Genomic DNA, 22378 nt, shown 5'->3' on the forward strand with positions numbered 1-22378 from the left:
GGCATAATGATTCACATAAGGTTTTCCTTTTTTATTAGGAATGTATAAAGATAAATCATCGATGTAGGATAATAAATTCAATTCAATAATCTTTGAATATTCATCATCTGTGAGGAGAACATTTTTTAATGTTCCATACTCTTTTTTATTATCTTTATTTCCCTTATTATTGTTATTATCTTTATTACTTGTTGTTGATAAGATGTTGCTATGATGTTGATAAGATGTTGCTACGATGTTATCGTTTGTGTTAACGTCTGTGTTGCTTGTATCTCTAAACATTTGATATTTGTCGTAATTTACTACACATATTGTAGTTTCTCTTTGTGTTGTAGTTTGTGTTAACTCTTGTGTTGAATTTAGCTTTTTCAACGCTGTTCTAACTTGTTGCTTTGACAAACCTGTTTCTTTAGATAAAGTGTCGAGAGAAGTAACAAATTGCCCTCTCTCAATCACTCTTCCTTTATACTTTAATGCTTTGAAATTTGCTTTGATTAGGCAATGAATGAACACCACTTTTGTAGGAACATCTTTATACCACTCCCAATCTTTAAACTTGCGAAACAGACTTATATATGTTCCTAGTTCCTCCAATTTTTACCACCTCGATCTGTTTGTTTTCATACTTACAAATCTTTTATTTCGCTAACTTGATGAATGATAATAATTTTGAATATCCACGTGATATAGATTCTTCTCCACGTTGTCTTTTGATTGAGTTTAGAACAATTCTGCAATTTCTTTTTGCTGTTCTAACACCATTCTTTAATTCATGCTTACGTCTGTAATATTTCATTTGTTTCCTCCTAGGTTTCTTTTATTTGTATTCCATAAACTTCTGCCATAAGACGCCTTTTGATCTTATATACTGGAGTTCTTACTCCTTTTGCATCTTCTACGATAAGCTGTTCATTCTCGTGATATACGAAGTCTGCTATATATCGTATTGGCATTCCATATTTGCTTTTTGGTATTAACTCAAATGGTACTTGCAAGCGAAGATTTTTTATTTCTCCAGCTTGCTCCAGTACTATAATTTCTTGATATCTGTTGGATTCTCTTTTACTGTCAAACACGATTCCATTAACGCTTTTTTTGACAGAGCCGTATTTGCTCTTTTTAGGCATTTTAAGAGGTGTTATGTTGCCAGTGTATTTCTGCCCGTTTGGATAGTTAACTATTGATACGCACAACCATTCTTTGCGTACTGCTTATATTCTGCTTGCAAATCCATTCTAGCCTGTGTAACTACTTCATTAGCTTTCAAATTTGGATACTTAGATTGTAATTTTCTTCTCACTCGTTCTATGGTTGAGAATTTAGGTATTCCTAACTCTCTTCGACGCATCATAATTTCACTAAACGAGTATTCTCCAAATCCCATTTGTTCAACAATTACACATTCTAGGATTTGATCGCTGTTTCTTGTAAAAGGATAATTTTCCAAAACACTCAAAACCAATGCTTCTGTACTATCAAATTTAATTTTACTCATGCGTTTTCAATTTTCCTTTCTTTATGAAATATTCCATTTTTTCATCAATAATAAATGGTGTTAAATGATACCTTGTAATAAATGTTTCTTCTCCTACCGTGTGACATTCTCTATGGTGTTCTCTACATAATGGTAAGGAACGCTTTCCAACGTGTGAGACGGCTTTTCTATCGTTCCCCATACCAATATGGTCTACATGATGAATGTCCGCTCTACGACCGCAAATAACGCATATTCTTTTCAGTGCCATCGTGTATGTTTGCTTTTCGCTGAATGAATAACCATAATCGTCAATATTTTTTCTTGTGATAGGTATTTCTTTATCAATGCAGAAATTTATAATTGTGCTTATCAAGCCGTTTGCGTATGTTACACTACAATTTGATAAACTCTCAATTTCAATTTCTCTTAAATCCGCATTGTATTGTTGCATTACTAATCGCATGTACTCGCTGTCGCTTCCTGTGTAATATTCCATATCATTACATAGTGCGAATATGAATTTGCGTTGTTGATCGCTTATGATACGTTTATCCGATATTTGAACATCTACCTCAATGCTCTCTCCACAATCAAGGAACATATCATCTGTAGTTTTTAGACGGTAATCATTTAGTATATAATTACCGTCTTTTTTTGAAATTCTTGCCATTGTTTAGAATGGCAAATCATCACTAGAAATGTCCAAAGCACCAGTACTATAATGATTTTGTGCAGATGGAAGATCATTCTGTCGTGACGTTGTACCGTTAATCAATTTATCAGCTGGAGGAGTAACAATATCCAAATCAGTAATAGCACGGACTTGCATACATTTTGTTGAAAATTTCAAATCCCCTTTAGAATTTTGATACTGCTCACGCCCAAATACACCGCAAAATTTCTTTTCAACAAGTGTACTTTCATCCCAACTCCATTGATATCCATTGTTGGATTCAATTATGCGGTTAATGAAAGCCTTGAAGAATGGTGTTGATTGTTCTGTTCTAAGTCCTTGATAATATGTACCTTTCCATTTCGATTCGGGATCTCGTTTCTTATCCATTTCAAATAAATTTTTGAAATATCCAGCTTGTTTATCTTCGGGAGCAAAGTCAAAAGCGACAACGATCATATCATTACCCGACTTTGTTTTTTCGCATCTTGCACCTTTAATGACGCAAATATGACCTCCTAATTCGATTTGTTCAAAGCTACCAGCTTCTTCTATTTCATTCCATCCGTTAATTGGTTCCATTATTAAATTCCTCCTATTTCACGATTAAGCTCGTGTTTTCTTGTAATTTACAACCAGCAACATTCAAACCATTTTTCAATGCTTCTCCAATTTCTTTTTTCATTGGAAATTTCTCAATTTTCTTTTTCAAATATTCCTTTGGAATTAGTGATTCATTTTCGATAAATACTGACTTTGAATTTCTAGTACTAATCAAATTACGAGCAGTTTCAAGTTTCTTCTTATTACGCATCAGCATTGAACGTACAAGATAGTTACATAATCTATCTACTTGTTTCTCTTCTAAATCATTTCTTTCTTTAAGCGTCTTCATTTCAGCTTTTCTAGCATCAATCAATGATTTTTTATCCTTGATTAAACAAGCAATATTATCTGCTTTTGTTTCAAACTCTTGTTTGATTGAATCTAACTCCTCATCCGTAAACAAGACTTCTCCAGTCTCGGGATCAAATCTGTTGAATAATTCTAAGTATTCTTTGTCAATTTCATATAGGCTTCTCATTAGTAGTCCTCCAATGCCTTTAATACTTCTACAATATCGTTATCTATTTCATCAGTTTCGAATGCTCCCATTGGCGTCTTTGCTGTGCTATTGTTTGAATGTGTTTCAAATACATATTTGCCTCCAACAGCCTTCGATAATAAGATTGTTGTGAACTTACTTTCTAAACAAATCTTGTCGATTTTTTTACCACTTGTTTTGATTCGTGTAAATATAAATCCACTTTCGTCACGTTCTGTTTGTGTATGTGCAACAAAGATAATATTTAAGTCTTCACGTAAGAATGGAGCGCCATCAACCATATTCCATATACACTGTGCTAGGTCCATCCATTTGTCATAACCTTTTTCTTTGCAACGCCTCATTTCGTCTCCCACCATAACACCGTTAATCGTATCTACGATAATATTTTTTATATGGGGACATTTGTTACTGATACCATCCATTACACTCATGATGTAATTAGCATCATCACTTTGAAGATAGTTCTTTTTCTCCTTATTGTATTGCTCTTTCCAGCCTTTCCAAGAAAGACCTTTTCTGTCGCAATCAATGTAGTATGTCTCGTCGGGATTTAAGTTTCTCATGGATGTAGTTTTACCACTTCCACTTTCTCCCATTATTGCTATGACTTTTGCCATATTATGCCTCCTTTAAATCTGCAATAGATTGTCTAAATTCCTCCAAGTCCATTGCAATCAACTTTTCATCTAATGAATATAAACTACTTATACATTCATTCAAACTATATAAAGCATCTTGAATCATACTCTTTCTTTCTTCCGTTTTTCCATCAGCTTCGGCTGGTTCTAACGGTGTAAGAGAAGCTACCTCTAACGAATTAAAATTACGTTCTTGTGTTTGATTCATTTAATTCACTTCCTTTTCTATTGTTACTATGTTTCCATTAAACAATGTGCTGTGATTATAGTCGCCCATTTGCATAACGAATTGATCCATTGTTTCTGTATCGACTATCAACTCTAAAATTGAACCATTCGAGTTGTTACATCCGTTGTATGTATGTGCGTCGGATTTTTCATCCGCTTTTATAACTTTGATTTGATTCCCGTTTTCTAACGTTATTCTATAAATAGTCCCAACCTCTCCATATACAGAACCTAAAGCAACGCAAATAGCACCGTCGTAATATAACAATCCATTTTCAATGTATGAGTTGTTTACAATTTCATATTGTTTTGATGTGGTGTCTGTGATTGTTCTAAAATCCATATAGTTCTTGATTGAGTTATCCAAGTAACATACTGCAAGAGATGTTCATTCGATTTCTTTAGGGCCATACTTATATGCCCAATGATTAACTTTTCATCATCCTTGGTAGACATAGTTCTTACTACTTCATATTCTTCCGTTGCTCTTACTAACAAATGTTTTGTATAAATATTTGTGCAAAACAACAGCAATATCACGAAGCTCATAACTACTATTGTAAAGTTCTTAATTTTTAATCGCATAACATCATCCTTTCTTGTAACTTCACGAATCCTTCCTTTGCAACTGTTTCGACAACGTCTTTAAAACATTTATAATTACCGCGCCTTGTACCGCTTTTTTTGATATAGACACCTAGAGGGCAATTCCCTTGCCGTATCCACGCTTGTAATGCAGTAGGACAAATCTCGTTATTTAAAATTTCACACGCTTCCTTTGTGGTAATGAATATCATTTTATTCCTTCGCAAAAATTGATAAGATTTCTCACGAGTTCATCAGCTTGATATAGCCACTCTAAATTGTTTTGTTTAAATAATAATTCTTCATCGCGTGTTCTTTCTCCGTCTGCGTAAATTTTAGAAATTTCTTCAAACATGGCTATAAAGCTTTTTCCTTTATCACCACTCATAAAACCAAGTGTTTGTAAATCTCTTTGACAATATCCATTAGGATTTTTACATTTGCCAATAGGACACTCTTGTGCGCAATACCTATCTCTTAAACCTAAATCATGAAGATAAGCAGATAATGATACAATTACATCGGGTGGCGCTAATCTCAACCCCGATTTATAATTACTTAATGTGCTAGGACTGATTGCACAAGCGAGCGAAATCTTTTCTATACTGTAGAGTTCTTTATTGCTTTCTTGCGCTTTTTCAATAGCTTCTTTTACTAAATTCATGTAAATCTCCTTTCAAATTGTGAGATAAACGCTTTACAATCACATTTTGTATGTTACATTTACATAAATGTTTGTTATAATATCTATGTAAACAAAAGACGTATGTCTGCGTTTATTCCTAGGGATGAATTGCAATTACTTTGATCGGTTAGCGCAATTCATTTTTATTTTGATAATTGTTTAACATTTACTTCTCTTGTGAAAGCTTCAAACTCTCTTGGTGCAACTTGACAATAGGTTTCTCCATGAAGTGTGAATACACTTTTTACAATCACTTTGAAATCACAATTTTTATCATGTAAAATTGCATCATCGCCAACTTTGAACATGGTTATTCTCCTTTCCATTTAATATACTGGAGTCAATGATATTTTCATTTCTTCTCTTGATATGCCCTGTTTTATAACCCACATTTCAAAACGCTCATATAATTCATTCTCGTCCATACCAAAGAATCTTCGTATGATAGTGTTGTTTTTATCTGTTACAGTTAAACGGTACTGATTTACATAGCCTTTCAAGATATATTCTCCTTTCTACGAATAAAATTTCGTCCAGTTAAATTTGAGAAGTTTACCAAGTTTCTTGGCTACTTCGGGGGATGGTCTACGTTCGCCACGTTCGTACTTTCCGATAACCGAACATTGCACACCTACTAATTCAGCTACTTGGCTTTTAGAAAGACCTTTGTTTTTTCTGCATTCAATCAACCATTCTCGCAAACTACCAACTCCTTTCATGTTATAATCAACAAGATGATTTTATTTTCCGTACAATCAGTCTTGTTAACTACATATTACAAGACATTTAGTACATTGTCAAGACTTTTCCGTACTATTTGTCCGTTTATAAAAAAAAGACCTTACGTCTTGGTATAATACAGTTAAAATCACGAGAACAGAGGTGTCAATATGTTTGGAGAAAAGATAAAACGGCTGCGAGAAAATAGCGATCTAAAAATAAAAGAAATGGCTTCACTTTTTGGGGTCAATGAAACCACTTATGGAAAATGGGAAAAAGAACATAGAACGCCCGATATATATACTGTAAAAAAACTTGCAAATCATTTTAATGTTTCTATAGATTTTTTATTAGATAATGACAATAGCCTTTTTCATGAAGCTATGGAAATAAACAAAGCCATGAGTAATGTGGATGCACAAACACGTAAACGTATGGTAGATACGCTAAAAAGCGCCTTTCCTAACGCATTTAACGAATATGAATGGGCGCTTAATGTATTGAAAGCTAATAACTTAGCTGTATACACTCAATTAAAAGAAGGGGTATCGGAATTGAGTGAAACAGATATAATCAACATGGCAAAAGCCATTGAGGGAGGAAAATGATTATGGAAAATAAACAATTAAAACTATTATGCGTATTTGATGCGTTTGTTTTTTTGTTTGCTGGGCTTTTAATTCTATCAATGATCTATATAAAAGGTATAGATGATACCATATCAACTATTATGGGATACGCCTTTCTTATTGCGGGTATCGTATTTTTATGTGTATTTCCTAAAATAAGCAAAGTAAGTGGCAGTACAGTTGCATTAAAAGAAGATACATACAAAGTTCCAACTAAAAAAGAAATTGAAAAAGTAATTCCTATCGTTGTAGAAACACCTTCGGTAACTGAACCGATAAAAACAGAAAGTAATACATCAAAAATTCCCGAAAAAATTAAAGTACCAAAATCAGAAAAAGTTAAAAAAGTTAAAAAAGCAACAAGGACTTACAAACCAAAAAATATTCCAGTTACTATTTCGTTCGTTCTTGGTGCGCTATACACACTATATTTAATATTTTATATCGTGTCTATAAATGGCACTGGGGCTAGCGATGCAGAAAACGTTGGTATTGCGATTGGTTCTATTCTTATTATGCCTCACGCAATCTGTGTAGGTATAGCAACTATATTCAACGGACTAGGTATCGCAATGAATAAACGCGGATTTGTTTTGACTGGTGCTATTCTTTATGCAGTATCAATGGTATTTATGTTCATTTATTTCTTCTTTGTTATTATCCAAATGGTTTTATCGTTTGTAGGCTACTCACAAATGAAAAAGAAATCTACAGAAGCCGTCGCATGACGGTTTTTTTATAGTGATTATTACAATTTATGTAAAATAATATTAAGTGTTTTAATCATTGTAAAAAAATATAATATTTCATGAACTAAATAGTCCCTTTTTTTATATTTTTTACTTCTATATGTGCTATTTTATAATTTCCATATTTTACCAACGATATGTATACAATGCGTTTGGTATAGTGGATATAGAAGAAAGGGGGCTATAATGATGGTTATAGTCAATGCACTTAAAAAGTGTGCAAATTTGGAAGCGGAACAAATCGTAAAAAGGGAGGGAATAAAAAAATTCAACATTCCGTTAGATAATGCTTACGGTGTTATCTTGAAAGGTAAAGAGAATTACATATTTATCAATAATAAGATTGATAAAAAATATGCAAACTTTGTACTACTGCACGAATTGGGACATTATTTCATTGAAAATGTGCAAAGTGCTTTTTTTTGCACTGAAAAGCGAAATATGTCGGAAATTAGAGCCAACACTTACGCGTGTTTAATGTGTGGGAAAACTCGTAAAGAATGGGAAGAAAAAGGTTGTCCTAATTGTGTAGCGAATGAAGTTATTCAATATATCTCACAAAATAGAGAGATATACATGCAGTTTTATATGTTAGGATTGTGTGGAGGTGGTAGAAATGCCTAGAACAAAAAAGACTTTTAGAAAACCTAATGGATACGGTACTGTATATAATCTCGGAGGACACAGACGAAAACCGTGGGTAGCAAAGATTCACGAACGAACAGAGTATGCACCTAATTTAAAGAAGAAATATCGACAAGTATATAAAACACTTGGATATTTTGAAACCGAGGAGGAAGCAAATCTTTGTTTGCTTAATTTCAAAAGCGATCCAACTAAATTTATAGATGAATCCAAAATAAATGAATTGACGTTTAAAAACATATTTGATTTGTGGAGTGAACAGAAATTTAAAAATCTATCCAAATCATCAATAACTAAATACAAATGGGCTTATAGCAAATTCGCAGAACTGTATGATGTGCCTTTTGCAAAAATTAAGCTGATTCACTTACAGACCATAGTTGATAAAGAAAAACTAGCAAAAGGAAGTCTTCACAAGTACACTACCCTACTACACCAAATGTACGCGTATGCTATGATGAATGATATTGTAAATAAAGATTACTCTATATATATTAAAGTGAATAATTATATAAGAGATAAGGCAAGCATACACAAGCCATTTACCAAAAATGAAATAGAAACATTATGGTCTAATTTAAACGCATTAGAGGGCGTAGAAACAGTCCTTATGATGATTTATGGAGGATATCGACCAAGTGAACTCCTGGACATAAAAATTAGCGATGTTAATTTTGAACTGAATGTTATAAAAGGGGGCATGAAGACGGATGCTGGTAAAGGCAGAATAGTTCCTATTCATTCAAAAGTATTACCATTAGTTAAATCGCTGTATAAAAAGAGCAACAAATATCTTGTTTGTGATAAGAATGGAAAACATATGACATATGCGCATTATCGTACATTTGTTTTTAATCCCCTTATGCAACGTCTTGGATTCAATCATTTACCTCATGATGGGCGTCATTCATTTGCAACCTTATTAAGTAATTCAGACGCCAACAAAACAAGTATAAAAAAGATGATAGGACACGCAAATTACAAAACTACAGAAGACACCTACATACACAAAGATATTGATGAACTGAAAAAAGCGATCGAAAAGATTGATTTGTGAGATAATTGTGAGTTATTTGTGAGATACAATTCATATTTAATTGGATTCATCTAATTTCGAACTAAAAATGTGTATCATATGAAATACATAAAATCCCCTTAAATAAAGCATATATTCTACATAAATATAAAAAGAACGCCACGAGGACGTTCTTTTTACTAGGTTATCGAAAGGAAATCGATATGAATACAAGGTTTTGAAATTTGTGTACATTACAATAAAAGGAAGGAATGTAAAGGAATACACACATTTCAGATCAATCATAGCAAGGCCAGTACCATGATTGTAGAAATAAGAACCTTATTTCTACAATCATAATAACACTATTTATACAAAATGTAAACCCTTCCATTTATTCTTGTGTTCCTTTCCAATGCTACAAATATAAAAAAGCTATACTTGCGTATAACTTTTAAGATCTTATTTGTTTTGGATATAGTCATCCATTGCGGCAGCTGCTTTTTTACCAGCACCCATAGCTAAGATTACGGTTGCTGCACCAGTTACTGCATCTCCTCCAGCAAATACGCCTTCACGAGTTGTTTTACCGTTTTCATCCGCAACGATACATCCTTTACGGTTTGTTTCTAAATTTTCTGTAGTAGAACGGATAAGTGGATTTGGTGAAGTACCAATTGCCATAATCATACACTCTACATCTAGAACGAAATTGCTGTCTTTCATTTCTACAGGACGACGGCGACCACTTTCATCTGGCTCACCTAGTTCCATTTTCACGCATTCCATTCCAGTAACCCATCCTTGTTCATTTCCAAGGACACGTACAGGATTTGTTAATAGATTGAAGATGATTCCCTCTTCCATCGCATGTTCTACTTCTTCTTTACGAGCTGGAAGTTCTTCCATACTACGACGATATACTACCGTAACTTCTTCTACACCTAAACGTTTTGCACATCTAGCAGCATCCATAGCTACATTTCCTCCACCAACAATAACCGCTCTTTTTGGTCGTTGAATTGGTGTATCTACACCCTCTTTGTAGGCTTTCATAAGATTACAGCGAGTCAAGAATTCATTTGCTGAATAAACACCTTTTAAGTTTTCACCTGGCATATTCATGAAATTAGGAAGTCCAGCTCCACTACCGATGAAGATGGATTCATATCCTGCTTCAAATAAATCATCTACAGATTCACTTCTCCCGATTACAACATTTGTTTGTACATCAACACCCATCTTTTTCAAACCTTCGATTTCGTTTTGTACAATTGCTTTTGGTAAACGAAATTCTGGTATTCCATACATCAAAACACCACCTGCTACATGTAATGCATCAAATACAGATACTTGATATCCTTTTTTCGCAAGATCACCAGCACATGTAAGTCCAGCTGGACCTGCACCAACAACCGCTACCTTATGACCATTGCTAACTGGTTTTGCAGGTGCTTCATTTACGTTTTCACGATACCAATCTGCAACAAAGCGTTCCAAACGACCAATTGCAACTGCTTCCCCTTTTACTCCGCGAACACATTTTTGTTCACATTGCGTCTCTTGTGGGCAAACACGTCCACAAACTGCAGGTAAAGAACTTGTTTCATGGATAATATGATATGCTTTTTCAAAATCTCCATTTTTCACTTCTTCAATAAAGTCAGGGATATTAACAGAAACTGGACAACCACTAATACATGGTTTTGTAGGACAATGTAAACAGCGTTGTGCTTCTTCCATTGCCATTTCTTTTGTATATCCTAATGCAACTTCTTCGAAGTTGTTTCTTCTGATATTAGGATCTTGTACAGGCATTTCTAATTTTTTCAATGACATATTAGGCATCTTAAGCTACCCCCTTATTCATTAGATTACACGCAGAATCACGTTCGTGAGCTTCAAAGTCACGATATGTCGCTCCTCTAGACATTGCTTCATCAAAATCAACTTCATGACCATCAAAATCAGGACCATCTACGCAAGCGAATTTTGTTTCTCCGCCAACAGTTAAACGACATCCTCCACACATTCCGGTTCCATCAATCATGATTGGATTCATACTAACCACTGTCTTAACGTTATATTTTTTAGTAAGAGCACATACAAATTTCATCATGATAAGTGGTCCAATTGCGATTACTTCATCAAACTCTTCACCATTGTTAATCAATTCTTCTAATACATTTGTTACAAGGCCTTTTGTTCCAGTACTTCCATCATCACTTACCAAATAGGCATGTGTACTTACCTTTTTGAATTCATCTTCAAGGATTACTAAATCCTTATTTCTGAATCCCGTGATAACAGTAACTTCTGCTCCATTGTCATGCAATGCTTTTGCTGTTGGGTATGCGATAGCACAACCAACTCCTCCACCAATTACACAAACCTTTTTTAAACCTTCCACATGGGATGGTTTCCCCAAAGGACCAACAAAGTCTAAAATACAATCATTTTCATTCAAGTTGTTCAACAACATAGTTGTTTTTCCAACGATTTGAAAAATAATGGTTATAGTACCATTTTCGCGATCATAATCAGCAATCGTCAATGGAATACGTTCTCCCTCTTCATGTACGCGCAGAATAATAAATTGTCCTGCTTGTGCTTTTTTCGCAACGACAGGTGCTTCCACAACCATTTTCGTTACGGTAGGATTCAAAATCTCTTTCTTAACAATCTTGTACATAGTCTCTCCTTCCTGAAACTTTTTTACATTTTCCTGATGAAAAATCTTCCATCACTGTAATTATTGTACCTTTTTTCATTCTTTTATTCAACAATAACTTGCATTATTTTTGTATCATTATTAATGAAAAAGTGCTTTATCAGCACTTTTAAATACTCTTATGAACAATTTCCAATACGTTCTTTAAATCTTGTACTGCCATCTGTCCAGGGGCACTTGCTTTTTTTGCTGCGCCAAAGGTAACACTAGAACCGAAAACTTCTCCACACATTCTAGATAATGCACCTGTTCCAGCCATAGACATAGTGATGATTGGTTGATGTGCATGTAACTCATACATATCATTGGTAGCACGTAACAATTCTATTACATCATTCTTACTTTGTGGCATAACCGCAATCTTTAAAATATCTGCATTCATATCTTGCATACGAGTAAGACGAGCAATGATATCTTCGTAGGCAGGCGTTTTCGCAAAATCGTGGTTTGACATAACCACATAAACTCCATGTTCTTTTGCACAAGCGATGATATCTTTAACACTATCATCTCCTGTAAACAATTCCACATCAATTAAATCTGCTTCTTTTGTAGAAATGACTGCTTTGTTTAGTTCCGTATAGAATGCAGTCGATACTTCTTTTTCTCCACCTTCTTTTTTACTTCTAAAGGTTGCCAGTAAAGTTGTATTGTTCAGCGCAGTACGAAGTTCATGTAACATCTCAACCACTGCTTCGATGGATTCTACTTCATCAAACCAATCCATTCTCCATTCAACGATATCTACTTCGATATTTGCTAATTCCGCTACTTCTTGCATAAGTTCTGCCGATGTTTTTCCAACGATTGGTACACAAATTTTTGGCATTCCTTCTCCAATTACAATATTTCTAGTTTTGATTGTATTCATAATGATTCCTCCTATTCCATATGTTTGGTATATGCTTCATATAGTTCTTCACCAGCTTGTTTACGTATGGTTTCATATACACCACTGGCTTTATTACGTAATTGTTCAATCATTGTTTGATCTACTTCGATGATATCTGTTCCACTATCGGTAATGATTTTTAAACGATCTGAAACTCTTTTATCTGCTTGTTGTCTTGCATATTGTTTAGCATTTTCACTCGCTTCATCCACAATGGCTTTTGCATCATCTGGTAAAGAGTCATAAAAATCATTGTTTACAATTAAGGAAAGCAAATGTGGCAAATGGTTGGTTTGTACAATATAGTCTTGTTGTTCATAGATTTTACCAGAAACAACAACTTCGTATGGATTTTCTTGCGCATCTATGGTTCCTTGTTGAAGCCCGATATATACTTCTGAAAATGTCATAGGTGTTGGATTTGCACCAATGGATTGCCAGAAAGCAATATGATTTTTATTTTCCATTGTACGAATCTTTTGTCCTTTAAAATCATTGACATCTGTTATTTTTTCATTCGTTGTCATAACACGGAAACTTTGATCCCCTAGCCCTAACAAACGAAATCCATGTTCTTCATATACTTGATTGATCATATTCATAAAATTTGTATCATCAAGTGTTGTTCGTAATTTATCAATGGATGTATACGCAACTGGTAAATCAAAGATTGCAAGTTTTGGAATGAAGCTTACTTGTGGTGCTGTATTTTGTAATATAAAGGAGATATCCCCTCCCATACAGCTTTCAATCAATTCGCGATCTCCACCTAAAGTTCCATTTTCATACACTTCCATTTGAATTTCTCCATCACTTAAACGCTCAACTTCTTCCGCAAATTTATTTGCGAAGATAGAAGTTACTGTGTCAGCAGGTGAATCGGTCGCAATAATCCATGGGTATCGTTTGGATGCCGCAACTGGATCTTCTATTTTTTGAGTACATCCGCTTACCAATGAAAGGCAACCCACAAGAAAGAATATGTTCATTTTTCGTTTCATAATGTACTCCTTTCTAACCTACTAAACACAAGGAAATTGCAGGTACAAACGTGATCACCAATAATGCTAATAAGAAGAAGGCAATAAGTGGAGCTGCTTTTCTTGCGATTTGCATAACAGGTACTTCCGTTAAAGAACTGGCTACAAATAAATTGATTCCAATTGGTGGTGTCACAAATCCGATTGCTAAATTTACAACCATGATGATACCAAAATGAACAGGGTCAATACCCAATGCATTTGTAATCGGTAATAAAATTGGTGTTAATATGAGGATTGCTGGACTTGTGTCCATCACCATTCCCACAATCAATAACAAAATATTGATTACGATTAAGACAGATACTTTCCCTGAGAATGTATGTAATATAAAATCACCAGCACTTTGTGGTATTTGTAATAAGGTAATCACTCTAGAGAACGCTACCGCTGCCGCTAGAATAAATAAGATTGGCGCAAATGTACGAATAGATTCTACAAGGACTCCTTTTAAGTCTGAGAATTTCAATGTGCGATATACAAACATTGAAATAATCAACGCATAGAACACTGAAATAACAGCTGCCTCGGTAGGTGAAGCTACCCCTGTATAAATACATCCTAGAATTATCACTGGTGTAAGCAGTGCCCAAAAGCTATCTAGGAATACTTTCTTAAATCCTTTTTCATGCAATGCATTTACTTCTAAATCTATTTTTTCGCTATCTTCACCATAACGTTTACAGTGATAAATTGCATATAACATCAATAAGGAAGCAATTAACAAGCCTGGTACAATACCAGCCATAAACATTTTCCCAACACTAGCACCTGATGCCATACCATATAAGATAAATGGAATACTTGGCGGAATAATAACCCCAAGTCCTCCCGCAACCGCCACCAATGCAGTGACGAATGTTTTATCATACCCCATACGTATTAATAAAGGAATGGTCATACTTCCTACTGCCGCTACAGTTGCAGGCGCACTTCCAGAAATTGCTCCATAAAACAAACAAGTAACAATGACTGCACAAGGCATACCACCTGTATGTTTCCCTAAAAAGAACGAGAACACATCGAACAGTTTCTTAGAAACGCCACCCTTTGCCATTAAAATTCCAGATAATACAAACATTGGAACAGCTAAGAGCGGAAAGGAATCAATACCACCTAACATAGAACGAATAATATATTCTACACTAATTTGAAAGTTTGGATCAATCAAAGAAGGAGTTATGGATACAATCCCTAACGTACAAGCAATTGGCACAGAGATAAGAAGTAAAATAATAAATAAGACTAAAATACCTTGTATCATAACTTCCCTCCCTTTTCGATGGTTACATCTTTATGTTGTATGTAATGTACAATGTTTTTACATTCCAATACAATTTGTTGAAAGGAACGAAGTGAAGCAAGAGAAAAACCAACGAGAGGTGCTACTTGTACCACATACATTGGAAGTCCTAATGCAGGACTTTTTTGTGCAGATGCAATGCTCATTTGTAAATAAGAGAATGCATGCACGCTTAGATATAGGAAGAAAACGCATAATATAATGTTCAAAATAAGTTGAAAGACAATATATACATGTTTTGGTAACATATTAATAATTTGATCGATTTTAATAGAAATCCATTTTTTTATACAATATGCAATACTGATGAACGCAGACCATATAAACAGATATCTAGTTAATTCTTCCGACCAACTCAAAGATGCGTTGAATACATAGCGTGAACAAATTTGAACACCCATAATAATGGTCATCGAACACAATAGAATAATCAACAAATACTCTTCAAGATTATCATCCAACCAACGTATTAGTTTCATTTGATTTCCTCCTTTATCACAATCATGATTCCAATTTTTGTAATTATAACAATTCTTTCCAAAAAAAGCTACTTCTGTACAGAAAGTCTAGTAAAACGCATATTTACAAACAATGCTAATAATACACCCACACAAGTGATTCCAATATTCATCATAAGAATAGATTCTGAATTCATATTCCCTGCCAAAGAAAGAATCGTATAGTTAGATAAAGAAGATAGAATCATAACAATACTTGTGATGGTTCCTTTGATTTTTGGAAACAAATCATTTGCGGTTGCAGTTACTAATTGTAAGATTACACCACCTGCGCTATATCCTACAAGTGCTGCACCAATATAACACATAGTTTCACTACGCATGAAGTAAACTAGTGCTAGTGAAACCAATGTAATCAAAGGATACACAAATAAGAAACGTACGCCTTTGATCTTTGATACTAATGATGCTGTTACAATGATAGCTGCTAAGGAACCAAAAGAATAATACGTTTGCATCATTCCTGGATCTTGTACTCCTGCTAAATCTTTCGCAAATGTTTGTGCACAGTTCAACCAAAGTTGGAATGTTGCTGTACATGTAAATCCAATGACAACAAGTGCAATACTTTCCACTGTAAATTTTGAATTGCGGATATTTTCTATCAAACCTGGTGCTTTTTCTCCAGCACTCTTTTCCATTTTTGGAAGTGGAGCAAATACAACTAACGCACCGATGATAACAATCGCAACACCACAAATATAAAGAAGTGTATTATAAGATAAACTTGCTCCCGCAAGTGCACCTAACATAAATGGTAGTAACAACTGCGCTGCTGATATAAAGAATTTTGTTAACATAGTTGCTAGTGAAGAACGTGGTTGTAGGATTTCTACACACGCTGGAATAACACCTGTATCTAAGAAAGAGTTCGCAATTCCTCCTAATATAGCCGCAGCATAAGCTACCCACATATTTGGAGAACATGCAATTCCTATGAAGAAAATTGCATAAGAAGCAATCCCAATCAAAGAAGATACTTTTCTTCCCATTTTATCAGATAATGGACCTGATATTGGAAGTGAAATCAAACGTCCCAATCCAAGAGCTGCCGCAACCATTGTTACTTGCCCAATAGAGTCGATTCCAACACCCCATTGTTCTACTAACATTTCTTTAATAACTGCTTGTCCCAATATTGAACACCCTATCCCATGTATAAAGTAGTTCAAATAAAGTATAAAAGCACTTGGATAATATTTCTTATTCATAATTTTCCCTCATCCTATCCTTAAAATTTAATATCTAAAATTTCTTTCATGTAATCGATTGGCATTTCTTTTCCTGTCCATAATTCGAATGCCGCAGCACCCTGATATAACATCATCCCTAAACCATTCATACATTTACATCCAATTTCTTCCGCCACTTCTAACATTTTTGTTTTCGTTGGCATATAAACTACATCACTTACGATTAAGTCTTTACGTAAATAGCTAGCATCTGGAATGATCATACTTCCTTCTAATGGTTTCATCCCCACACCTGTAGCGTTGGTAAACAAATAACTGCTTTCAATTTCACGTTTCAATGCTTCACAATCTGCTAAGTCATATAAGGTTGCTTTACAATTTGTTTTTTCATTGATGTTTTTTACATTCTGTTGTGCTCTTTCCCAAAATTCATCACGACGATTAAAGATAGAAAGTTCTTTTACACCATCTAGTGCAGCTTGAATTTCGATTGCAGTTGCAGCTCCTCCAGCACCAACAATCGTCATTTTCTTACCAATGACATCAATCCCATTATCTTGTAATGCACGCATGTAACCAATACCATCCGTAATATGACCTGTTAATACTCCATTGTCATTTACTACAGTATTTACAGCGCCACAAAGTTCAGCAGCTGGAGATAAATGATCAAGGTATTGACCAATGACTGTTTTATTTGGCATAGAAACATTGTACCCACGTACTTTTAATGCTTTGAATCCCTTTACTGCATCTTCTAATTCTTCATTTCCAACTTCAAATGCAAGATATGCATAGTCTAATCCTAATTTTGCAAATGCTTCATTATGCATAGTTGGTGATTTTGAATGACGAATTGGTGTCGCAATCAATCCAATTAGTTCTGTGTGTCCTGTAATTCTTTCGCTCATATATTTTCCTCCTTACGCTATCCTTGCGTATCTTATAGAAATTCTCTTTTCTTTAATATATTGATAATGTTACGTCCTTCTGCAACTCCATCGATAATACGTCTAGCTCTCATGCTATCTCCAATATTCACGATATCCACATCTACTTCTTTGAACGTTTCCATTAGTTCGTTGATGATTGGTGAATACGCACGCATTCCCAAGCAAACAAACCCTTCATCGAATGGCAATTCAACAATCTCTTCCCCTTGTTTCACAACAAAGCAATCATCTTTTACTTCTTGTAATGCCGTACTTGTTAATACTTGTACATGATGTTTTTCTAACATATCATACGTTCCCACTTTGGTCACAGTATCTAAATCTTTACCAACCACAGGTAACATTTCTACAATGCTTACATCTGCACCACGTTTCGCAAAGAATTCTACCACATCAAGACCAACAGCTCCACCACCTACAACACAAATACGTTTATTTTTCATGTCTTCAGGGTAAGTGTCGATATGTTGTATCATACCTAAAATACCTTTCACATGTCCACCTTTTTGGTCAATTTTTTCTCTTAATCCGTTAATTGGTGGCAACAATGGTGTAGAACCTGTCGCATTGACAATAATATCTGGTTTCAACATTTTGATAAAGTCTACATTTGCTTCTGTATTCGTTAAGGTAATCAAATTACGTAAATTTTCTGCACGATGTATTAAATAATCTGGGAAATCGCGAAGACGTTTCTTATCTGGGATTTTAGAAATTTCAACACTCAATCCTCCAAGATGATCTTCTTTTTCAATTAAGAAAGTCGTACATCCAACTTCCGCTGCACTACATGCTGCTTCAAGTCCCGTTGTACCTCCACCAATAACAACGACATTACACGGTTGTTTTACTTTCAGTTCGCGGTATTCTTCACCTTCATTAACACTAGGATTTACGCTACAACGAATTGGACGATTTAAACCAATGCGATGTCCACTACATCCAATGTTACAAGAGATACATTTACGAATTTGATCTTCTTTTCCATAATGTACTTTGTTGGTCCAACTTGGATCCGCAATACATTGACGTCCCATACCAATCAAATCACTATCTCCACGTTGTAGGATATCTTGTGCAACTTGAGGATCACGTATATTACCTGTCGTTATAACTACTTTATGGAATTTGTCTTTCACTGCTTTCGCCATGTAAGAACGCCATCCATCCTCTAAGAAATTGGCATCAATTTGATATTGAATAGAATCTGACAATCCACAAGATACATCAATAATATCCGCTTCTTTTTCAAAGTAAGGCAATACTTCTAACATATCTTCTAAGGTATTTCCACCCTCTAAGAACTCATCTGCACTAATGCGCATAATGATTGGAAAATTAGGTCCCACTGCATCACGTACTTCTTGCATAACAAGACTCGCGAATCTTGCACGATTTTCAGGCGATCCACCAAATTCATCACTTCTATCATTGGTTAGTGGTGATAAAAACTGATTGATCAAATAAGAATGACCTGCATGAATTTCTACTGCATCAAATCCAATGATTTGTGCACGTTTTGCGGCTTTCGCATAATGTTTCGCAATATCCTGTATTTCCTCTTTTGTTAAAGGACGAGGAATTGCTCCTCCTTTTTTATTAGGAAAATTACTAGCCGATACTGGTTGCATACCAATTCGTTCTTCCATCGCACTAGCTCCAGCATGATTCAACTGAATGGCAATTCTTGTGTTGTGTTTATGAATGGTTTCCACTAACTTATAAAGTCTAGGAATATAGTTATCATGATCAATGCGTAATTGTGTAGTACCATTAGAACCACATGGAAAATCCACACACGCATTCTCAACAATAATTAAACCAATACCACCCATTGCTCTTTGTTCGTAGTAATTGATGTGCAAAAAGCTCATTTCGCCGTTTTGCTCACCAAAGTTTGTCCCCATCGGTGTCATTACCATACGATTTTCCATCGTCATCGTCTTGACAGTCAATGGCTCAAAAATTGAAGAATACTTTCCCATAATTCAACCTCCTCTATTGTGAATGTTATCTTATTCACAAGTTACAGTTGCATTATACGTTTCCTTTTATATATAAACAATTCATAATTTATACTTTATTCATAGATTTTATCTATAGATTGAGCTATAATTACTAAAAAGGAGTTGATTTCATGAACCTTAACCATTTATATTACTTTCAAGTGCTCGCACAAAGTGAACACTACACACATGCTGCAGAACAACTAAACATAACGCAACCTTCCCTTTCGCACGCTATACACACTTTGGAAGCTCAATTAGGAATTTACCTCTTTGAAAAGCAAGGTAGAAATATTCGTCTTACCAAATATGGAAAGATCTTTTATGAATATGTAAACAAAGGCTTGAATGAAATTGAAATCGGACAAAAAAGGATTCTTGACTTATCTTCCCAACACAGTGGATGGATTGATCTTGGATTTATTTACACCCTTGGCTCTCACTATGTCCCTCACTTGATACGAGACTTTCTTTCCGTACAAGATAATAAGGATATTAAATTCTCCTTAAAACAAGGAAATACAACTGAAATCTTACAAGGTTTGAAGGATGAAAAATATGATGTTGCCTTTTGTTCCTATGTTGAGAACCAACCAGATATCAACTTTTTACCAATTGCGCAAGAAGAAGTTGTTTTAATTGTTTCTAGAAATCATCCACTCGCCTCCTATGATGAAATTGATTTACGAATGATAAAGGATGAAAAGATTGTCTTCTATGATAAGGAAAGTGGTATACGTCCTTTAATTGAACGTCTCTTTAAAGAAGTAGATATTACACCTAACATCATTTGTGAAGTAGAAGAAGATAGTGCCGTTATTGGTCTTGTGGCAATCAATTATGGAGTTGCTCTTGTTCCAGATATAGCAATGATTGATAATTTCGCAGTCAAACGAATTCGCATAAACAATCCTCCCCATGAACGTTATATTTATTTAGCAACCGTAAAAAATCGTTATCTTCCACCTTCCGTACATACGTTCTGTAATTACATCATCCATCACACAACAATACAAAACTTACATATTCATAAGTAAGAAATTTACAGTATTTTTCATAAATATTGAAAATTTATGAAAAATACTTGCAATTCCAACTCAATTGATGTATTCTATAACCATTAGGAGTGATTCAAGTGAAAAATTCTATCCCAACATCATCTTATTATTTTTACTTTAGATAGCCCTGGAAAACCATTTTTAGACGATGGTTTATTTTGATATCCAGGGCATAACAAAAGCATCGAGAAGTTATCGGATGCTTTTTTTGTTGAAATAGGATCTACAACCCCTAAATTAGAACAAGGAGAGAGAAAATATGCGTTATGGACTAATAGGTGAAAAACTAGGACACAGTTTTTCAAAAGAAATTCACGAGAGAATTGCAGATTACAAATTTGATTTGATTCCTTTGGACAAAGAAGAGTTCAAAGATTTTATGGAAAAGAAAGACTTTACTGCTATCAATGTAACGATTCCTTACAAAAAGGATGTTATGCCTTATCTAGATGAAATTGATCCACATGCAAAAGCAATTGGTGCTGTGAATACAATTGTAAACCGTGATGGTAAATTACATGGCTATAACACTGACTTTACTGGTTTCTTATATATGGTGAAAAAACACAACGTACAAATGCAAGGCAAAAAAGTACTTGTGATTGGGAATGGTGGTGCATCTGCAGCTATTCAAGCAGTCGTAAACCATGAACAAGCAAAAGAAATGATCATCGTAGATATCGTTGCTGGAAATGGTGCTATTTCTTATGATGAATGCTTTGCGAAGCATTTGGATGCAGAAATCATCATCAATACATCCCCTATTGGAATGTATCCAAAAATTGGCAATGCTCCTATCGATATCACTATGTTTCCAAACTGTAAGAGTGTAATGGATGTCATCTATAATCCAATTCTTACGCGTTTATGCTTCGAAGCACAGGAAGAAGGAATACAACGTGTTATGGGGTTAGAAATGTTAATTGCACAAGCAAAACAATCTGTAGAACACTTCCTTGATAAGACTGTTGATGATGATGTTATCGATACGATTTTCCAAGATATGTTGAAACAACGTTGTAACATTGTATTGATTGGTATGCCTAGTGCGGGAAAAACAACCATAGGTAAAATGCTAGAACAACGTATGAATAAAGAATTCATTGACTTAGATGATAAAATTATAGAAAAAGCTGGTAAGAGCATTCCAGAAATCTTCGAAGAATCTGGAGAAGCTGGATTCCGTGCGATTGAAACAGAAGTTGCTATTGAACTAGCAAAAGAAAACAATAAAATCATTGCGACTGGTGGAGGAACCATCAAGAACAAAATCAACATGGATTACCTGCGCCAAAATGGAATTACGATTTTTATTGATCGTGATATTAACAAACTCATCAGTGCTGATCCAAATCGTCCTTTATCAAAAAGTAAAGATGCTTTGCAACAACTACACGATGAACGTTACCACTTATACCAAAAATATGCTGCATATATCGCAGTAAACAATACGGAGATTGAAGAAACAGTGAACGAAATTGAAGATGCCTATCGTAGCATTCTCATGGCCGCTATCACAGATTAAGAAAGAG

At 34.6% G+C, this 22378-nt stretch carries 31 protein-coding genes; 6 read left to right on the forward strand and 25 right to left on the reverse strand.

What is annotated here, in order from left to right; translation table 11 throughout:
- The 16 genes from ACWG0P_RS08930 to ACWG0P_RS09005 form a co-directional block, all read right to left on the reverse strand.
- The coding region (locus ACWG0P_RS08930) for a hypothetical protein (RefSeq protein ID WP_455801425.1) at positions 1-594 on the reverse strand (594 nt) is incomplete at its 3' end.
- Positions 595-637: 43 nt separating this feature from the next.
- On the reverse strand, positions 638-796 hold the full coding sequence (locus ACWG0P_RS08935; protein ID WP_455801426.1) for a hypothetical protein: 159 nt from the start codon (positions 794-796) through the stop codon (positions 638-640).
- A gap of 10 nt (positions 797-806) precedes the next feature.
- The gene (locus ACWG0P_RS08940; protein ID WP_455801427.1) at positions 807-1127 is read right to left on the reverse strand and encodes a DUF1064 domain-containing protein; all 321 of its coding nucleotides are present in this window, start codon (positions 1125-1127) and stop codon (positions 807-809) included.
- Between the two features lie 50 nt (positions 1128-1177).
- Positions 1178-1495 carry a hypothetical protein gene (locus tag ACWG0P_RS08945; protein WP_455801428.1) on the reverse strand — a complete coding sequence of 106 codons (318 nt, stop codon included), beginning with the start codon at positions 1493-1495 and terminating at the stop codon, positions 1178-1180.
- Positions 1488-2147 (reverse strand): putative HNHc nuclease, encoded by a 660-nt coding sequence (locus ACWG0P_RS08950; RefSeq protein ID WP_455801429.1) that lies wholly within the window; start codon positions 2145-2147, stop codon positions 1488-1490. The genes ACWG0P_RS08945 and ACWG0P_RS08950 overlap by 8 nt, the downstream gene beginning before the upstream one ends.
- 3 nt (positions 2148-2150) lie before the next feature.
- Complete coding sequence (locus ACWG0P_RS08955) at positions 2151-2732, reverse strand: hypothetical protein (protein WP_455801430.1); 582 nt, start codon at positions 2730-2732, stop codon at positions 2151-2153.
- A gap of 13 nt (positions 2733-2745) precedes the next feature.
- A complete protein-coding gene (locus tag ACWG0P_RS08960) occupies positions 2746-3234 on the reverse strand; it encodes a siphovirus Gp157 family protein (RefSeq protein WP_455801431.1) in 489 nt (162 codons plus the stop codon).
- Positions 3234-3875 (reverse strand): AAA family ATPase, encoded by a 642-nt coding sequence (locus tag ACWG0P_RS08965; protein WP_455801432.1) that lies wholly within the window; start codon positions 3873-3875, stop codon positions 3234-3236. The genes ACWG0P_RS08960 and ACWG0P_RS08965 overlap by 1 nt, the downstream gene beginning before the upstream one ends.
- Before the next feature lies 1 nt (position 3876).
- On the reverse strand, positions 3877-4104 hold the full coding sequence (locus tag ACWG0P_RS08970; protein WP_455801433.1) for a hypothetical protein: 228 nt from the start codon (positions 4102-4104) through the stop codon (positions 3877-3879).
- On the reverse strand, positions 4105-4467 hold the full coding sequence (locus ACWG0P_RS08975) for a hypothetical protein (protein WP_455801434.1): 363 nt from the start codon (positions 4465-4467) through the stop codon (positions 4105-4107).
- Positions 4416-4709 (reverse strand): hypothetical protein, encoded by a 294-nt coding sequence (locus tag ACWG0P_RS08980; RefSeq protein WP_455801435.1) that lies wholly within the window; start codon positions 4707-4709, stop codon positions 4416-4418. Before ACWG0P_RS08980 ends, ACWG0P_RS08975 begins: the two co-directional genes overlap by 52 nt.
- Positions 4700-4921: a hypothetical protein gene (locus ACWG0P_RS08985; protein ID WP_455801436.1), complete on the reverse strand. Its 222-nt coding sequence runs from the start codon at positions 4919-4921 to the stop codon at positions 4700-4702. The genes ACWG0P_RS08980 and ACWG0P_RS08985 overlap by 10 nt, the downstream gene beginning before the upstream one ends.
- Positions 4918-5373 carry a hypothetical protein gene (locus tag ACWG0P_RS08990; protein ID WP_455801437.1) on the reverse strand — a complete coding sequence of 152 codons (456 nt, stop codon included), beginning with the start codon at positions 5371-5373 and terminating at the stop codon, positions 4918-4920. The genes ACWG0P_RS08985 and ACWG0P_RS08990 overlap by 4 nt, the downstream gene beginning before the upstream one ends.
- A gap of 164 nt (positions 5374-5537) precedes the next feature.
- Positions 5538-5702: a hypothetical protein gene (locus ACWG0P_RS08995; protein WP_455801438.1), complete on the reverse strand. Its 165-nt coding sequence runs from the start codon at positions 5700-5702 to the stop codon at positions 5538-5540.
- A gap of 18 nt (positions 5703-5720) precedes the next feature.
- Positions 5721-5894 (reverse strand): hypothetical protein, encoded by a 174-nt coding sequence (locus ACWG0P_RS09000; RefSeq protein WP_455801439.1) that lies wholly within the window; start codon positions 5892-5894, stop codon positions 5721-5723.
- 15 nt (positions 5895-5909) lie between these two features.
- Positions 5910-6113 (reverse strand): helix-turn-helix transcriptional regulator, encoded by a 204-nt coding sequence (locus ACWG0P_RS09005; RefSeq protein ID WP_455801440.1) that lies wholly within the window; start codon positions 6111-6113, stop codon positions 5910-5912.
- Positions 6114-6284: 171 nt separating this feature from the next.
- Here ACWG0P_RS09005 and ACWG0P_RS09010 point away from each other — a divergent pair, with 171 nt between their 5' ends.
- From ACWG0P_RS09010 to ACWG0P_RS09025, 4 genes are all read left to right on the forward strand, one after another.
- Positions 6285-6722, forward strand: a complete 438-nt coding sequence (locus tag ACWG0P_RS09010; protein ID WP_455801441.1) for a helix-turn-helix domain-containing protein — start codon at positions 6285-6287, stop codon at positions 6720-6722.
- Between the two features lie 2 nt (positions 6723-6724).
- On the forward strand, positions 6725-7471 hold the full coding sequence (locus ACWG0P_RS09015; protein WP_455801442.1) for a hypothetical protein: 747 nt from the start codon (positions 6725-6727) through the stop codon (positions 7469-7471).
- Positions 7472-7717: 246 nt separating this feature from the next.
- Positions 7718-8116 (forward strand): ImmA/IrrE family metallo-endopeptidase, encoded by a 399-nt coding sequence (locus ACWG0P_RS09020; RefSeq protein WP_455801443.1) that lies wholly within the window; start codon positions 7718-7720, stop codon positions 8114-8116.
- Positions 8109-9194, forward strand: a complete 1086-nt coding sequence (locus ACWG0P_RS09025) for a tyrosine-type recombinase/integrase (RefSeq protein ID WP_455801444.1) — start codon at positions 8109-8111, stop codon at positions 9192-9194. Before ACWG0P_RS09020 ends, ACWG0P_RS09025 begins: the two co-directional genes overlap by 8 nt.
- Positions 9195-9614: 420 nt before the next feature.
- On the opposite strand, the gene gltA is transcribed toward ACWG0P_RS09025, so the two are convergent.
- The 9 genes from gltA to ACWG0P_RS09070 form a co-directional block, all read right to left on the reverse strand.
- Positions 9615-11000 (reverse strand): NADPH-dependent glutamate synthase, encoded by a 1386-nt coding sequence (gene gltA / locus ACWG0P_RS09030; protein WP_455801445.1) that lies wholly within the window; start codon positions 10998-11000, stop codon positions 9615-9617.
- A 1-nt stretch (position 11001) separates the two neighbouring features.
- Positions 11002-11844 carry a sulfide/dihydroorotate dehydrogenase-like FAD/NAD-binding protein gene (locus ACWG0P_RS09035; RefSeq protein WP_455801446.1) on the reverse strand — a complete coding sequence of 281 codons (843 nt, stop codon included), beginning with the start codon at positions 11842-11844 and terminating at the stop codon, positions 11002-11004.
- 148 nt (positions 11845-11992) lie between these two features.
- Positions 11993-12754, reverse strand: a complete 762-nt coding sequence (gene aroD, locus ACWG0P_RS09040) for a type I 3-dehydroquinate dehydratase (protein ID WP_455801447.1) — start codon at positions 12752-12754, stop codon at positions 11993-11995.
- 11 nt (positions 12755-12765) lie between these two features.
- Entirely contained in the window at positions 12766-13776 is a 1011-nt protein-coding gene (locus tag ACWG0P_RS09045) for a TRAP transporter substrate-binding protein (protein WP_455801448.1), read from the reverse strand.
- A 13-nt stretch (positions 13777-13789) separates the two neighbouring features.
- Complete coding sequence (locus ACWG0P_RS09050; protein ID WP_455792462.1) at positions 13790-15079, reverse strand: TRAP transporter large permease; 1290 nt, start codon at positions 15077-15079, stop codon at positions 13790-13792.
- A complete protein-coding gene (locus ACWG0P_RS09055) occupies positions 15076-15597 on the reverse strand; it encodes a TRAP transporter small permease (RefSeq protein WP_455801449.1) in 522 nt (173 codons plus the stop codon). The genes ACWG0P_RS09050 and ACWG0P_RS09055 overlap by 4 nt, the downstream gene beginning before the upstream one ends.
- A gap of 68 nt (positions 15598-15665) precedes the next feature.
- Positions 15666-16847, reverse strand: a complete 1182-nt coding sequence (locus ACWG0P_RS09060; RefSeq protein ID WP_455801450.1) for an MFS transporter — start codon at positions 16845-16847, stop codon at positions 15666-15668.
- Positions 16848-16867: 20 nt separating this feature from the next.
- Positions 16868-17740, reverse strand: coding sequence for a shikimate dehydrogenase (locus ACWG0P_RS09065; protein WP_455801451.1), 873 nt, complete (start codon positions 17738-17740; stop codon positions 16868-16870).
- Between the two features lie 32 nt (positions 17741-17772).
- Entirely contained in the window at positions 17773-19767 is a 1995-nt protein-coding gene (locus ACWG0P_RS09070) for an oxidoreductase (protein WP_455801452.1), read from the reverse strand.
- A 152-nt stretch (positions 19768-19919) separates the two neighbouring features.
- Between ACWG0P_RS09070 and ACWG0P_RS09075 the strand changes: the two genes are divergently transcribed.
- Together ACWG0P_RS09075 and ACWG0P_RS09080 are read left to right on the forward strand one after the other, a co-directional pair.
- Positions 19920-20825, forward strand: a complete 906-nt coding sequence (locus ACWG0P_RS09075; protein WP_455801453.1) for a LysR family transcriptional regulator — start codon at positions 19920-19922, stop codon at positions 20823-20825.
- 280 nt (positions 20826-21105) lie between these two features.
- Entirely contained in the window at positions 21106-22371 is a 1266-nt protein-coding gene (locus ACWG0P_RS09080; RefSeq protein WP_455801454.1) for a shikimate kinase, read from the forward strand.
- The last annotated feature ends 7 nt before the right edge of the window (positions 22372-22378 follow it).

The organism is Amedibacillus sp. YH-ame6 (assembly GCF_053848845.1).

Excerpts from the sequence above, each read along its gene's own strand:
- ACWG0P_RS08935 (WP_455801426.1), bottom strand. The coding sequence starts at position 796 with ATGAAATATTACAGACGTAAGCATGAATTAAAGAATGGTGTTAGAACA.
- ACWG0P_RS08940 (WP_455801427.1), bottom strand. The coding sequence starts at position 1,127 with ATGCCTAAAAAGAGCAAATACGGCTCTGTCAAAAAAAGCGTTAATGGA.
- ACWG0P_RS08945 (WP_455801428.1), bottom strand. The coding sequence starts at position 1,495 with ATGAGTAAAATTAAATTTGATAGTACAGAAGCATTGGTTTTGAGTGTT.
- ACWG0P_RS08950 (WP_455801429.1), bottom strand. The coding sequence starts at position 2,147 with ATGGCAAGAATTTCAAAAAAAGACGGTAATTATATACTAAATGATTAC.
- ACWG0P_RS08955 (WP_455801430.1), bottom strand. The coding sequence starts at position 2,732 with ATGGAACCAATTAACGGATGGAATGAAATAGAAGAAGCTGGTAGCTTT.
- ACWG0P_RS08960 (WP_455801431.1), bottom strand. The coding sequence starts at position 3,234 with ATGAGAAGCCTATATGAAATTGACAAAGAATACTTAGAATTATTCAAC.
- ACWG0P_RS08965 (WP_455801432.1), bottom strand. The coding sequence starts at position 3,875 with ATGGCAAAAGTCATAGCAATAATGGGAGAAAGTGGAAGTGGTAAAACT.
- ACWG0P_RS08970 (WP_455801433.1), bottom strand. The coding sequence starts at position 4,104 with ATGAATCAAACACAAGAACGTAATTTTAATTCGTTAGAGGTAGCTTCT.
- ACWG0P_RS08975 (WP_455801434.1), bottom strand. The coding sequence starts at position 4,467 with ATGGATTTTAGAACAATCACAGACACCACATCAAAACAATATGAAATT.
- ACWG0P_RS08980 (WP_455801435.1), bottom strand. The coding sequence starts at position 4,709 with ATGCGATTAAAAATTAAGAACTTTACAATAGTAGTTATGAGCTTCGTG.
- ACWG0P_RS08985 (WP_455801436.1), bottom strand. The coding sequence starts at position 4,921 with ATGATATTCATTACCACAAAGGAAGCGTGTGAAATTTTAAATAACGAG.
- ACWG0P_RS08990 (WP_455801437.1), bottom strand. The coding sequence starts at position 5,373 with ATGAATTTAGTAAAAGAAGCTATTGAAAAAGCGCAAGAAAGCAATAAA.
- ACWG0P_RS08995 (WP_455801438.1), bottom strand. The coding sequence starts at position 5,702 with ATGTTCAAAGTTGGCGATGATGCAATTTTACATGATAAAAATTGTGAT.
- ACWG0P_RS09005 (WP_455801440.1), bottom strand. The coding sequence starts at position 6,113 with ATGAAAGGAGTTGGTAGTTTGCGAGAATGGTTGATTGAATGCAGAAAA.
- ACWG0P_RS09010 (WP_455801441.1), top strand. The coding sequence starts at position 6,285 with ATGTTTGGAGAAAAGATAAAACGGCTGCGAGAAAATAGCGATCTAAAA.
- ACWG0P_RS09015 (WP_455801442.1), top strand. The coding sequence starts at position 6,725 with ATGGAAAATAAACAATTAAAACTATTATGCGTATTTGATGCGTTTGTT.
- ACWG0P_RS09025 (WP_455801444.1), top strand. The coding sequence starts at position 8,109 with ATGCCTAGAACAAAAAAGACTTTTAGAAAACCTAATGGATACGGTACT.
- gltA (WP_455801445.1), bottom strand. The coding sequence starts at position 11,000 with ATGCCTAATATGTCATTGAAAAAATTAGAAATGCCTGTACAAGATCCT.
- ACWG0P_RS09035 (WP_455801446.1), bottom strand. The coding sequence starts at position 11,844 with ATGTACAAGATTGTTAAGAAAGAGATTTTGAATCCTACCGTAACGAAA.
- aroD (WP_455801447.1), bottom strand. The coding sequence starts at position 12,754 with ATGAATACAATCAAAACTAGAAATATTGTAATTGGAGAAGGAATGCCA.
- ACWG0P_RS09045 (WP_455801448.1), bottom strand. The coding sequence starts at position 13,776 with ATGAAACGAAAAATGAACATATTCTTTCTTGTGGGTTGCCTTTCATTG.
- ACWG0P_RS09050 (WP_455792462.1), bottom strand. The coding sequence starts at position 15,079 with ATGATACAAGGTATTTTAGTCTTATTTATTATTTTACTTCTTATCTCT.
- ACWG0P_RS09055 (WP_455801449.1), bottom strand. The coding sequence starts at position 15,597 with ATGAAACTAATACGTTGGTTGGATGATAATCTTGAAGAGTATTTGTTG.
- ACWG0P_RS09060 (WP_455801450.1), bottom strand. The coding sequence starts at position 16,847 with ATGAATAAGAAATATTATCCAAGTGCTTTTATACTTTATTTGAACTAC.
- ACWG0P_RS09065 (WP_455801451.1), bottom strand. The coding sequence starts at position 17,740 with ATGAGCGAAAGAATTACAGGACACACAGAACTAATTGGATTGATTGCG.
- ACWG0P_RS09070 (WP_455801452.1), bottom strand. The coding sequence starts at position 19,767 with ATGGGAAAGTATTCTTCAATTTTTGAGCCATTGACTGTCAAGACGATG.
- ACWG0P_RS09075 (WP_455801453.1), top strand. The coding sequence starts at position 19,920 with ATGAACCTTAACCATTTATATTACTTTCAAGTGCTCGCACAAAGTGAA.
- ACWG0P_RS09080 (WP_455801454.1), top strand. The coding sequence starts at position 21,106 with ATGCGTTATGGACTAATAGGTGAAAAACTAGGACACAGTTTTTCAAAA.